At 69.8% G+C, this 11817-nt stretch carries 11 protein-coding genes and 2 pseudogenes; 6 read left to right on the top strand and 7 right to left on the bottom strand.

Annotation, left to right across the window (positions count from 1 at the left end; genetic code table 11):
• Position 1 precedes the first annotated feature (1 nt).
• From G5C60_RS04920 to G5C60_RS04905, 4 genes are all read right to left on the bottom strand, one after another.
• Positions 2-1495, bottom strand: a complete 1494-nt coding sequence (locus tag G5C60_RS04920; RefSeq protein WP_165254928.1) for a YcaO-like family protein — start codon at positions 1493-1495, stop codon at positions 2-4.
• Positions 1492-2532 (bottom strand): TOMM precursor leader peptide-binding protein, encoded by a 1041-nt coding sequence (locus G5C60_RS04915; protein WP_165254927.1) that lies wholly within the window; start codon positions 2530-2532, stop codon positions 1492-1494. The genes G5C60_RS04920 and G5C60_RS04915 overlap by 4 nt, the downstream gene beginning before the upstream one ends.
• A 2-nt stretch (positions 2533-2534) precedes the next feature.
• Positions 2535-3416, bottom strand: a complete 882-nt coding sequence (locus G5C60_RS04910) for a SagB/ThcOx family dehydrogenase (protein ID WP_165254926.1) — start codon at positions 3414-3416, stop codon at positions 2535-2537.
• Between the two features lie 258 nt (positions 3417-3674).
• Entirely contained in the window at positions 3675-3818 is a 144-nt protein-coding gene (locus tag G5C60_RS04905) for a hypothetical protein (protein ID WP_165254925.1), read from the bottom strand.
• A 174-nt stretch (positions 3819-3992) separates the two neighbouring features.
• Here G5C60_RS04905 and G5C60_RS04900 point away from each other — a divergent pair, with 174 nt between their 5' ends.
• The 4 genes and pseudogenes from G5C60_RS04900 to G5C60_RS51575 all read left to right on the top strand — a co-directional run.
• Positions 3993-5747, top strand: a complete 1755-nt coding sequence (locus G5C60_RS04900) for an ABC-ATPase domain-containing protein (RefSeq protein WP_165254924.1) — start codon at positions 3993-3995, stop codon at positions 5745-5747.
• Between the two features lie 157 nt (positions 5748-5904).
• Entirely contained in the window at positions 5905-6480 is a 576-nt protein-coding gene (locus G5C60_RS04895) for an AMIN-like domain-containing (lipo)protein (protein ID WP_165254923.1), read from the top strand.
• 93 nt (positions 6481-6573) lie between these two features.
• Positions 6574-6846 (top strand): annotated as a pseudogene (locus tag G5C60_RS04885) (ArsR/SmtB family transcription factor); the annotation flags it as partial.
• Positions 6843-7004, top strand: a pseudogene (locus tag G5C60_RS51575) (IS5/IS1182 family transposase); the annotation flags it as partial. The pseudogenes G5C60_RS04885 and G5C60_RS51575, both read left to right, overlap by 4 nt.
• Positions 7005-7073: 69 nt before the next feature.
• Here G5C60_RS51575 and G5C60_RS04880 read toward each other — a convergent pair.
• Together G5C60_RS04880 and G5C60_RS04875 are read right to left on the bottom strand one after the other, a co-directional pair.
• Entirely contained in the window at positions 7074-7868 is a 795-nt protein-coding gene (locus tag G5C60_RS04880; RefSeq protein ID WP_165254922.1) for an SDR family oxidoreductase, read from the bottom strand.
• 914 nt (positions 7869-8782) lie between these two features.
• Complete coding sequence (locus G5C60_RS04875; protein WP_338145695.1) at positions 8783-9166, bottom strand: GNAT family N-acetyltransferase; 384 nt, start codon at positions 9164-9166, stop codon at positions 8783-8785.
• Between the two features lie 125 nt (positions 9167-9291).
• Here G5C60_RS04875 and G5C60_RS04870 point away from each other — a divergent pair, with 125 nt between their 5' ends.
• Positions 9292-9591 (top strand): hypothetical protein, encoded by a 300-nt coding sequence (locus G5C60_RS04870; RefSeq protein WP_086726831.1) that lies wholly within the window; start codon positions 9292-9294, stop codon positions 9589-9591.
• Between the two features lie 45 nt (positions 9592-9636).
• Here the strand turns inward: G5C60_RS04870 and G5C60_RS04865 are convergent, their stop codons facing one another.
• Complete coding sequence (locus tag G5C60_RS04865) at positions 9637-10725, bottom strand: saccharopine dehydrogenase NADP-binding domain-containing protein (protein WP_165254921.1); 1089 nt, start codon at positions 10723-10725, stop codon at positions 9637-9639.
• Between the two features lie 118 nt (positions 10726-10843).
• On the opposite strand from G5C60_RS04865, the gene G5C60_RS04860 reads away from it, so the two are divergent.
• A complete protein-coding gene (locus tag G5C60_RS04860) occupies positions 10844-11773 on the top strand; it encodes an NAD(P)/FAD-dependent oxidoreductase (protein ID WP_165254920.1) in 930 nt (309 codons plus the stop codon).
• Positions 11774-11817: the final 44 nt, after the last annotated feature.

The following is an 11817-nucleotide window of genomic DNA, read 5'->3' as shown; positions in this document are numbered from 1 at the left end:
CTCAGGCGTAGGGGTGCGGGTCGGCGTACCGGGCGCCGCCGTACGACGCGAATCGCGGGTGGCGCGTCGGCGGGGCCGAGGGGAGGCAGAGCAGCAGCAGGTCCGGGCTCCACACCCGCGTCACGACGAATCCGAGATCGGCGATGTCCGGCGTGGTGCAGTCCGCGACGGCCAGCCGGATCCCGGCCGCCCTGAACTGGTCGAGGAGCCCGGTGATCTGCCCGTCGACCGGGCCGGTGTCGTCCGGCGGCAGCTCGCGGGCGGGCACCGACACGTCGCGCGGAAAGCGCCGATCGATCGGGTCCTGATGTGACGGGTCGGCGTAATGGGCCACGTTGGAATCGAGATCGAGCATCCGGGCGGGGTCGTCCGACACGTCCTGTACGGCGCCCACCACCAACTCCGGTGATATAGCGAGCATCTTGGCGAGCTGCACGGTGGCCGACGCCTCCAGCAGCGCCTTGTACATGGCGACGTCGAGCCGTGTGTCGATGCCAAGACCCACGGCGGAGCCGAGCCCCGCGTCACGGTTGCCGCGCATGACGCACGCCACCGCGCGCACGTCGAAGCCCGGCACCGGTATCCAGTGGAAGTCCGGCGTGTACGGCCCGTGCCCGACATGCGAGTCGAGAACGGATTCCAGGGCCCGGGTGCGGTCGTCGAGTACGATGCGCGGCGCCGTGCTTCCCGAGTACCAGTGACCCATGGCCCCGTCGAGCTGGATCATCTCCAGCAGTGCGCTGCGCAGCGCACGGGCCGGGTCGGTGTGGGCGGCGCTGCCGGTGGTGATGGCCGAACTCAGCCACGGTTCGCCGTCCTTGACGCGCAGTTGGTAGCCGATGAACAGCAGTTGGGCCGGCACCCACACCGTGCCGCCGTCACCGTCACCGCCGTCACCGGTGCCGCCGTCATCGGTGGCGTCGGCGAGTGTCGGACAGCGGACCCAGGTCAGCGGCGCGTCGGCGTCGAGCGGCCGGTAGGGGAAGTGTTCGTCGGCGTACTGCTCGGCGGAGAAGGAGGGGGTGTCCGGGGTGGGCAGGGCGGTCTCTCCCGCCGCGCGCAACTGTCGGTAACTGGTGAAGCGGGTCTCGTACCTGCCGCTCACCGGAGCGACGAGCTGCCCGTACCGCTCGATCGTCTCCCCGATGCTGCGGATCACGGCCTCGTCGCGGAAGACACCGACGCCACCGATGTGGTACGTGTTCGCTCGGGCGCGTCCGAGGAGCACATGGACGCCGGTGAGCTGGGCTCCGGAGATGATGAACCGGGGCTCGTCGGTGCCACGGAGGATGAACCCCATGGACTGGCTCAGCCCGCACCAGGGGCTCAGCACGCGCCGGGTCAGACGGGCGATCCGCGGATCACGGCCCGCCGCGCGCCGAGCGGCCGTCAGCCGCATACCGCTGAGGTGAGCCGGTCGTATGTCGTCGAGGTGAGGTGGCCGCACCTGGTCGAGGTGAGGTGGCCGCACGTCGTCGAGGTGGGGTGCCGTCATGCCCGCTCCTCCTGTGGCTCTCGCAGTGCGCGCAGGTCGAAGTACAGTTCGCGGTCGTCGCGTTCGGGTGCCGGGGCGCAGGCCGGGCAGCCGGGAACGCGGAGCACCTCGTTGACGGCGAACTCCATGGTCGGCAGGTACAGCGCCAGAACCTGTGAGGCGGTGACGGCCGTTCCGGTGGTGGCGAAGGACAGGACTTCCGGAGCCGTGTGCGCGGTCAGCAGCTGGGCCAGGACCGGCTGGAGCGAGCAGTCCGGCGGTGCGACGGCGCCTTGTGCCAGGGCCGCTTTGTATCGCTGGTACGACGCCGACTCGCGCAGGTTCATCCACACTCGGGTCTCGTAGCACTCCCAGCACGCGGTGCGCCCCGGCACCACGAGGGGGCCCACGGTGGCGAACGGCCCGTCGGCGGCGGCGTAGAGCCAGGGGATGTCGTGGTGCCCGCAGACACGGTTGACCAGTTGGGCGCGCAGCGGGTCGACCACCTCGTCCAGGAGGACGACGAAGGAGCCCGTCAGGTCCGCGAACCGGTCCATCGCCCGGTGGAACTCCAGGCCGTCCTCCAGCCACGCGGCCTCGGCGGGGCCGGGTGCCGCCAGCGGGTGATCGGGCCCGCCTTCCACCACCTTGGCCGAGGGCAGCGCGGCCGTGACGGTGGCACCGACCGAGGCGCACAGCCGGGCGCTGCCCACCAGCACCACCGGAGGCGTCTCCCGCGGTTGCGGGCCGCGCCCGCTGATCAGGTCCAGGTAGTGGTCGGTGTAGTTGTCCGGCGCGTCCTCCAGGACGTCCAGGTCCTTCAGGTGGTCGAGGACGGCCTGGACCTCGGCCTGCGGCGCCTGCGCCACGTCGGCCGCCTCCGCCGGTGTGCGAGTGCCGTCGAGAGCCGCCACGACCGCGGCCAGCCTGCCACTGGCCCCCTTGTCGTCGACCAGCGCCGACCGGGCGTTCCACACCCCGTCCCGGAACTCGACCCGGTCCGGGCTGTGCACGACCACCGAGAAGTGCCGTTTGACGCGGTAGCAGCCATCCGTCATCGTTATTCGCCTCCTCCACCCTCTGCCGTACTGCGCGGACTTGGCGCCGCGTCGCCTTCGCCGTCGGGACGGCATCCCACGACGACCACGTGGACCAGGAGTTCGTACAGTCCGTCCAGGCCGGCGATCCGGTGCACCTCGTCGTCGCAGAGGCTGCCGCAGGCGACGCTGCCCAGACCGAGAGCTTCCGCGCTCAGGTGCAGGTGCTCCGCCATGGCTCCGGCCTCCAGAAGCAGGAAGCGCACCCCTCGCTCGCCGTACTTGCGCATGCTGCGCCAGGGGCGGCCCACGAAGAGGACGACCGCCGCCGCCTCCCGCAGATGGTCCAGGTCGGGCGGGGACAAGCAGGTGTCCAGCAGCTGCCGGGCGTCGGCGGATCCGGCCAGTGGCACGAGAACGTCACTCCGGTCGTCGTACCGCAGCATGCCGGTGTCCAGGCCCTCGACCCGCAGAGGGGCGATGTACACGGCAACCGGACGCAGCCCGCCTCCGGACGGGGCGGTGTGATACGGCATCACCACCTCGCCGCCGCCGCTCAGTGCGACATGACCGCGGCCCGTCCGGCCGGCGGTGGCGCGCAGCAGGGTGGCCAGGTGAGCCAGGTCGGTGGGGCCCCCGGAGAACCGGCGCCGGCTGCGGCGGCGGGCGAGCACCTCGTCCAGCCGGGCCCGGAGCGGCAGCGGATCGGGAAGCCGCACGGCACCCGCACGCCGCGGGCCCACCGTGTCGGAGCCGATCAGGGACACCGTGGTCAGCCCGGAGTCGGTGAAATACGGTCGGGTGGACGCCAGGACCCGGGCATCCTCCCGGCGGATCCGGGAAGCCAGCAGAAAATCCTCCGCCGGACGCGGACCGTCGGCCTGGCCCAGCGACCGGAAACGCAATTCATGATTCCTCAGTCCGGTCGCCGTGAACCACGGTTGGAGTCCACGATAGGAATTCGTGAATGTTGCCGCTCGGCGCATGTCGGCGGCACCGGAATCTTGAAAGTCGCGCGCCACTGGACCCCTCCAGGTTCCGAGGCGAAAAGAATCTGCTGTTCTCGACAAGGATCTGCTGTTCTCTACGCTCTCCCGGCCCGGCAGTTCCCGGGGTCGGCGGCGGTCACCGCCGACCCCGAGGAACTGCCATGAGTGACTCCCTCAGTCCTCCACGACCACAGCGGCCGAGGTGGAGCCCGAGGTGCTGCCTGCGGGTACGGTCAGCTGCTCGCCGGAGACCTCGTCGATCTCCTCGCCATGGGCAAGCGTGCGCTCTTCGCGCACCTTTTCGCTGTCGAGCTGCATGATTCCTCCCGGAAAAAAATCCGATGAGTCATTTCCTGATCTGACCGGTTTCGGCCATGCGCAGGAATTTAACAATGATTTCCGGTCACGCGGTGTCCCGTTTTTCATTGACATGTCGAAGTACCGCATCGCGCCTAGACTGCCGCGAGCATCCGCACGGACATCGGGAGTCACATGCGCCGGCACACAGGAGGAATCGAGGGAGAAGCCGGACAAAGGGAGAATCCGGGACGAAAGGGCCGGGTCCGCCAGGGACTGGACAGTGAACTGGACCGGCTCGACGGCGCTCCGTACGGGCGCTACAAGGGGCTCGTCGGCGCTTGGGAGCTGCCCGGGGGATGGACACTGGAGGTGGTCCGAGGCCAGGCCGATCCTTTCGCGCCGCCCGCCCGGGCCGCCCTTCACGTGCCGGGCGAACGGGCCGGGTTCCCCCGCGAGTTGTGGGATTCCCCGGTACGGCGCCGGGCGCTGGCCGGCTACCTCATGTGGCGCGCGGCTCAGGACGCCGCCTCGGAACCCGCCTGTCAGGTGGACTCGGGTGGCCAGGAGGTGCTGGACCGCAGTTCGTGCGTGATCGGCGCCGTCGACGGGTCCGTCACGCTGCGGCTCGGCGTCGCACTGCCGGGCCATCACCGGCGGATCGACGGCAGGTCGGCGCGGCGGCTGCTGTGCCGAGGGCTGCCGCAGCTCGCCGAACGCGCCCTGTGCCACACGGCTTTGGACCCAGCGGAGGTGGCGGACTTCGTCGCGACCGTGGAGGACTCCGTGGCGTTGCGCTCCGCACTGCCCGGCCTCGGCCTCGTCGCCTTCGTCGCCGACGGCGCGCTGCTGCCGCGCAGGACCGGAGCGGACGACCGACCCGCCCGCGGTGCGGGCCTTGTCCCGTTCCGCGCCCCGGACGAGCTGCGCGTGACCGTACGGCTGCCGCACGCGGGCCCCGTCACCGGCATGGGCGTCCCGGAGGGCGTGACCCTGATCGTCGGCGGTGGCTTCCACGGCAAGTCAACCCTGTTGCGGGCCCTGGAGACCGGCATGTGGGACCACGTTCCCGGCGACGGACGCGAACGCGTCGTCTCCCGTTCCGACACGGTGAAGATCCGCGCGGAGGACGGCCGCCGGGTGGAACGGGTGGACGTGCACGCATTCGTGGACCACCTGCCCGGCGGCACCGGCACCACCGACTTCTCCACCCCCAACGCCTCCGGCTCCACCTCGCAGGCGGCCTCCCTGTGCGAGGCCGTGGAGTCGGGCGCCCGGGTCCTGCTCATCGACGAGGACACCGCCGCCACCAACCTCATGATCCGGGACGCCCGGATGCAGGCCCTGGTGGCCAAGGAGCGCGAGCCGCTGACCCCGCTGGTGGACTCCGTACGCTCCCTCCACCGGGACCACGGCGTCTCCACCGTGCTGGTGATGGGTGGGTCCGGGGACTACCTGGAAGTCGCCGACCGGGTCGTGATGATGGACGCGTACCGGCCGTACGACGTCACCGAGCGGGCCCGCGAGGTCGCCGCCGTGCCCACCGGGCGGCTCGCCGAGGCGGAGTCCTTCCCCGGTGTCGTCCCCCGCCGTCCGGATCCGTCGTGTCTGGACGCCACCGTCCGCGGCCGCACGCGCATCCGCGCCCGGGGCACCGACCACCTCGTCTTCGGCGAGCACGACGTGGACCTGCGCGCCGTCGAGCAGCTCGCCGACGCCCCGCACGTCACCGGCGTCGGCCTGGCCATGGAACTGCTGGTGCGCCACGGCCACCTGGACGGACGGCGATCCCTGGCCGAAGCCCTGGACCTGCTGGACCAGGAGTTGACCGGGCCACCCGACAGCGTCGCGGCCCTCCTCTCCGTCCACGACGACGACTTCGCGGTACCGCGCCGCTACGAAGTCGCCGCCGCCCTCAATCGGCTCCGGGCGCTGAAGGTGTTCCGCTGACGGCTGCTGACGGCTGCCCGAGTCGTGCGTCCGGACTCCGCCTCAACTGACGTACAGACTCGTTCCGCCCCGGCATACAACCTTCTGCCATACCCGCCGGTCTCACCTCATATCAGCTTGACGAGGCCAATATGAGACCAAGGGGACATCAGACATCATGCGACGAATAGCAGCGGCAGTGGCGGCACTCGCCCTCGCAGGCACCGTGCTGGGGGCGGGAGCGACCGCCGCGGGCGCCGCCCCGGCGACTGCTTCACGTGCCACGGCCTGCCCGACGGGCTGGGGCAGCGGCATCAAGGGCGGTGTCGCCGCCGGCGCCGTGCCCCTCAAGGACATCAGGACGGGCCGGCACGACTGCTTCGACCGTATGGTGTTCGACGTCCCCGGCGGCGGTGACATCGGCTACTACGTCGGGTACGTCGACCGGCTCCACCAGGCCGGCTCCGGTGACTACATCCCGGTCGGCGGCGGTGCCGTACTCGAAGTCCGTGTAGCCGCACCGAGTTACGAGCCGGAGAGCGGCGCGGCCGTATACCCGGGACAGGTGGCCCGCCCCCTGCCCGGTGTGGACATCGGCGGATACCGCACGTTCAGGGACACCCGGTTCGCCGGCAGTTTCGAGGGCGAGACACAGGTCGGTCTCGGTGTCCGCGCCCGGCTGCCGTTCCGGGTGATCCAGCTGCCCGACCGCCTGTTGGTCGACGTGGCCCACAGCTGGACGAGCAGCCGCTGACCAGGCCGCGGCCGGGACCGCCCAGGCCCCGTCCGTGACACCACCGGCCGGGTCGACGATGCGGGTGCCCTGCTCGGTCGGCTCCAGGGCGGCGCGCTGGGCGACCCGGTGCGGCTGCGGTTGTTCACCGCGGTCGCCTCGCACGAGGGAGGGGAGGCGTGCGTGTGCGACATCTCCGACGTCGGCGTGTCCCAGCCGACCGTCTCCCACCACCTGAAGAAGCTCAAGGAGGCCGACCTGCTCACCTCCGGGCGGCGCGGCACGTGGGTGTACTACCGGGTGGAGCCGTCGGTGGTCGCCGCGATGCGGCAGATGCTCGGCACCCTCGGCTGCGCCGACAGCCCGGACCGCACAGGGAGCGGGTGAGTCCGACGGGGAACCCGGCCCCGGGCAACAAAGCCGACGCCCACGTGTGGCGCAACTCCGGCCTACCGGACCAGTGCCAGGGCGTCACCGTGCTCGGCGACGGCCTCCGTCACGCGGTCCAAGCCGTCGCCCACATGCACAACCTCGCCCTGCCCTGGGGATCAGAACAGCCGTGGTCAGGCTTTGACCTGCAAAATCACGGCCTTCTGCAACACGCTTCAGGCGGCCTACGCGGTTGTGGCGATGCCGCCGTCGACGGGGATCACGGCGCCCGTCAGGTATGCGCCTGCCCGGCTGGCGAGGAACACGGCGACACCCGCCATGTCGTCGTCGCGGCCGATCCGGCGTAGTGGGGCCGACGCCGCGATCGCCTCGCCGAACTCATCGAGGGTTGCAGCCATCATCGTCGACGGGAACGGTCCCGGCGCCACGGCGTTCACGGTGACGTGCTGCGGTCCTAGTTCCTTGGCGAGCACTCTGGTGAGTTGATGCAGCGCGGCCTTGCTGCTGGAGTACGAGTAGTTGGGCCGCTGGGGGATGTGGATGGCGGCGATGCTGCCGATGTTGATGATCCGCGCGGGATCGTCGGCGGTGCCCGCCTTGCGAAGTGCGGGCAGCAGCGCCTGGACCAGCCAGAACGGCGACTTCAGGTTGAGGTCGACGACCGTGTCCCAGGCCTCGTCCGGGAACGTCGCCAGCGGCTCGTCCCACAGGGCGCCCGCGTTGTTGACGAGGATGTCGAGACGCTCCGAGTCGGCGGTGACGAGGTCGGACAGTCGCCGACATTCGTCGTGGCGGGACAGGTCGGCGGGGATGGCCCGCACCTCACCGAATTTGGACAGCTGTTCCTGCGCCTGAGCGCACGCTTCTGCGTTGCGTGAGCTGATGACCACGCGGACGCCCGCCTGGAGAAGGCCACGCGCGATCATCATCCCGATGCCTCTGGTGCCACCGGTGACGAGCGCGCGCTTTCCACCCAGATCGAAAAGTTCTGCATGCGTTGTGAATTGGTTGTCTACCACTTGCCGTCCTTCTCGTTGGTCGTGCGGAATGATGCGTTGACGCGTCGGGTGTTCGGTTCAGCTGTCGGTGTTTTAATCACGAATTTGCCGGGGCCGTGGTGGCTGACCGTAGAAGAAACTCATACCCATGCAGCCGAGCCCGAGAGCCGCCGGTATAGAAGTTAGGCAGCCTTCCGGGACACCGGCGAGACCCCAGTGATACCGGCATGCCCTCAACGCTATGGCCTTGGCGTGCACTCCAAGCAAGCGGAACAAGTAAGAAATCGGCAGGGTGCCCCCGCGGGGCGGCGGCCCCACCCCTGGGTGCTGTCGAGCTGCGGGGCCGCGCGGGCATGGCCTCGACTGCCTGGGTACCGCTGTGCGGCATGAGCCCCTGCCCGACGAGCAAGAGACCATCCGTGACGCTGCCGGCATCATCGCGGAGTACAACGCTCGGATGGAGGAGCAAGCCCGGGCGTACGAAGAGGGCCATCACTGATCCGGACCGCTCTTCCCTGATTACCGTTCGTTTGGTCTCGCGTTCGCTTCCGCGACTCGACACCAGCGACTTCGCACCACGGAATCGAGCGCCTGCTGACCAAAGTGCGGAACTACATTCCCGTCTCCGTCAGTAGCACCCGGCCGTAGATGCCATTGACCATGCCGAACAACGCGGTCATCGAGAAAACGCCGAAACCGCCAATCCACACCCCCGGTCCGGCGCCCGCGCCCCCAGACCGACCGCCACTGTCCCACCGGCAAGGATCAGCATGACAAAACCGGTGCGCCACCAGCTCACTCGCCGTGCGGCATCACTGTGGCCGATCAAGACATGGGCCATGTTCCTGATGCTACTGACCGGGGCGGTCAGAACAGCGGACGCAGCCAGCGAAGCATTGGCCCGAGCAGCAGGGCCTCGGCAGTCCGCCCACCCATCAGCCGTGCGGTTTGCCTTCGTCGGCGATGCTGCGACTGCGCAGTGTCCTTTCGACGGTGAAGCCGAGTTTCTCGGCGACGGCACACGAGCCGGTGTTCCCGGCCATGGCCCACCGCTCGATGCGGTGCACGTCGAGCGTGACCCAGCCCCAGTCGCACAGGGCCCGAGCGGCCTCCACCGAGTACCCACGTCCGCGCAACTCCTTGACCGCCCGGTACCCGAGCTCCCAGACACCGCGGCTGACGAGGGTCAGACAGTACGAGCCGACCAAGGCACCGGTGTCCTTGTGGAACGCACCTGGGCCGTGTTGCTGAAGGAAGCTGGTGAGCCGGGTGCACCCCGGACTTCGCCGTCGAGCAGCGCCATTCCCAGTACGGGCCACGCCTCCCGCCTGCGACGGTGCAGCCGCGTGGTGTCCATCTCGCTGCGCAAACTGTTGGCTCGTGTGCCTGTCTGTGATGTCAACGTGCACACTGACGGTTTCCCGTTCGACCGAAGGACTGAGCCGTGCCCGACCGACCTGAGATTGTCTGCATCTGCGGCTCTACCCGGTTCGTGGACGAGATGCGTGCGGCGAACCGTGATCTGACCTTCGCAGGTGTCATCGTCGTCGCGCCAGGCGAAGCAGACGAGTTGATCACCAACGAGCAGAAGACCGCGCTGGACGCCCTCCACCTGCGCAAGATCGACCTGGCTGACCGGGTTCTGGTCGTCAACCCCGGCGGGTATATCGGCGAGTCCACGAGCAGGGAGATCGCATATGCCCACGCCACCGGCAAGCCGATCTCGTTCACCGATCCCGTCTGACCAGTAGACGCTTCGCCGTCCTCGGCGCCAACATCCGCCCGGTGATCACGTCATGTGCAGCTCGGCCACCGGGTCCGTCGCCAGGGTCTGGGCAGTCGACAGCGGGTCGAGCACGTCCGCTGCGAAGTGGACTCCGGGCTTCACATGGCCGGCGAGGACGTGGTGTGCGGCGGTGGCGGACAGAAAGCCGCTGAGTTCGTAGGAGTCCTCGGCGCGGAGGGTGAGCGTGCGGGTGGGCGGGCCGTCGTCCGTCCCGTCCCAGAGGCGGAACTCCTGCCCGTACCAGGAGCCGTGGCGGCGTACGTCCGCGTCCGCGGCCTGGACCAGACCCGCCGTTTCCATGTCGTCCATGGCCCAGGCCATGGCCAGCTCTTCGGCGAGGTGCTCACCGCCGAAGACTGTGTACCAGTGCACCCGGCGGATCCTGGCGGCCTGCGCGAGTCGGACAGCCTCGGTGGACAGGAAGGGGAAGGCGGTGACCGGCTGCGGGAAGGCGGGGAGCCGCAGGCCGCGCCGTGGTTCCAGGGCACGGTCGCGGGTCTGTCCGTCTTCCCAGGCCGCGGAGGGGATGCCGTGTTCGGGACCTCGGGCGAGCAGCACGTCTCCCGCGGCGGCGGGGGTGAGCGCTGCCACGCCGCCGAGGTATCCCTCCAGCCGGACCGGCCGTGCCACCTGGTCGAGCAGCACGTGCGGAAGGAGCCCGGACAGTCCCGGCAGCGCTCCTGCGGAGAGGACGGCGGTGCGGTGTGCGGCCGCCCACTCATCATCACCGCCGTCCTGTGCGCTCAGCCGTGCGTGGAGGGGGTCGTCGCCCGCCGCGTCCACGTAGTCCACGCCGTGACGCAGTGCGGCCCGCGCCACCGTGTCCAGCACCCGGTAGGACGGGCCCGCGCAGTTGACGACGAGCCGACAGCGGGCGAGGAACGAGTCCAGTGACGCGTCCCAGAGGTCAACGGCCTGGACACTGACAGCCGCCCCGGCCGCGCCGAGCGATGCGACGGAGGCTTCGGCACGGGCCGGATCCCGGCCGGCCACCAGGAGCGGGCCGACACCCGCCTGGTGCAGCCGGCGCACTACTGCGGTTCCGACGGCTCCGTAGCCGCCGAGGATGCCGATGGCCGCGGTGGAGTCCATGAGTTCGCCCTTCGTCGTGGAACGTGTGGAAAGTTACGCACCATCACATACAAATGAAAACTATTATCATTAAGATTGCTGGGTAGTGGACCGTGATCACTCCGGGCAGAGGAGAACGATGTCGTACGACGTAGTCGTGGTCGGTGGAGGCCCCGCCGGTCTCAACGCAGCACTGGTGTCGGGCCGTCAGCGCCGGAAGGTGCTGCTCCTGGACAGCGGTGAACCACGCAACGCACCGGCCGCCGAGATGCACATGTTCCTCAGCCGGGACGGCGCGTCCCCGGCGGAGCTGCGCCGCATAGGCCGTGAGCAGCTCGCGGCCTACCCGAGTGTGGAGATTCGAGAGGCGCTGGTGGCCACGGCCGCCGCGGCGGAGGAAGGGAACGGGTTCACGCTGACGCTCGCCGACGGCAGCAGGGTGGCGGGCCGCAAACTGATCCTCGCCACCGGACAGGTCGATGTCCTCGACCAGGTGGAGGGCGTCGGCGAGCTCTTCGGCCGGGGTGTCTATCACTGTCCCTTCTGCCACGGCTGGGAGACGCGGGGCATGACCATCGCCGTTCTGGGCCGCGAGCTGCCGCAGATCATGCAGGCCCTGTACATCGCCGACCGGTTCAGCGACGACGTGGTGGTGTGCACCGACGGGCATCCGGTGCCCGAGCAGGCGGCGAGCAGGCTCGCCGCCGCCGGGATCGCCGTCGACGAAACCCCGGTCTCCCGGGTCGAGGGCAAGGAGGGCGAGGTGCGGCTGGTACTGGCGGACGGACGCGTACTGGAGCGCCAGGCCGTCTACCACCGGGCGCCCACCAGGCAGCACTCCGCACTCGCCGAGCAACTCGGCTGCGAGATGCTGCCCGACGGCTGCATTCGCGTGAACGAGTTCCAGCGGACGAGCGTGCCCGGCGTCTACGCGGCCGGTGATGCCGCCCGTCTGGAAGCACTGCCGGACGCGCTCACCTTTGTGATCACTGGGGCCGCCGACGGAGCGCGCGCCGCGGTCTGGCTGGACCAGGAGCTGTTCCGCGAGGACGCGGGGCTCACCGGCTGACCCGCCCCGCGGCGGGAGCGCCAGGGTGCTCCCGCCGCGGGCGG

Origin of the sequence: Streptomyces scabichelini (assembly GCF_011045015.1) — a bacterium.
Taxonomy (GTDB): domain Bacteria; phylum Actinomycetota; class Actinomycetes; order Streptomycetales; family Streptomycetaceae; genus Streptomyces; species Streptomyces scabichelini.
This window is presented reverse-complemented; position numbering and strand designations above follow the sequence as displayed.

Bases quoted from the DNA above. Each gene is read 5' to 3' on its own strand.
- G5C60_RS04920 (WP_165254928.1), bottom strand. From the start codon at position 1,495: ATGACGGCACCCCACCTCGACGACGTGCGGCCACCTCACCTCGACCAG.
- G5C60_RS04915 (WP_165254927.1), bottom strand. From the start codon at position 2,532: ATGACGGATGGCTGCTACCGCGTCAAACGGCACTTCTCGGTGGTCGTG.
- G5C60_RS04905 (WP_165254925.1), bottom strand. From the start codon at position 3,818: ATGCAGCTCGACAGCGAAAAGGTGCGCGAAGAGCGCACGCTTGCCCAT.
- G5C60_RS04900 (WP_165254924.1), top strand. From the start codon at position 3,993: ATGCGCCGGCACACAGGAGGAATCGAGGGAGAAGCCGGACAAAGGGAG.
- G5C60_RS04895 (WP_165254923.1), top strand. From the start codon at position 5,905: ATGCGACGAATAGCAGCGGCAGTGGCGGCACTCGCCCTCGCAGGCACC.
- G5C60_RS04865 (WP_165254921.1), bottom strand. From the start codon at position 10,725: ATGGACTCCACCGCGGCCATCGGCATCCTCGGCGGCTACGGAGCCGTC.
- G5C60_RS04860 (WP_165254920.1), top strand. From the start codon at position 10,844: ATGTCGTACGACGTAGTCGTGGTCGGTGGAGGCCCCGCCGGTCTCAAC.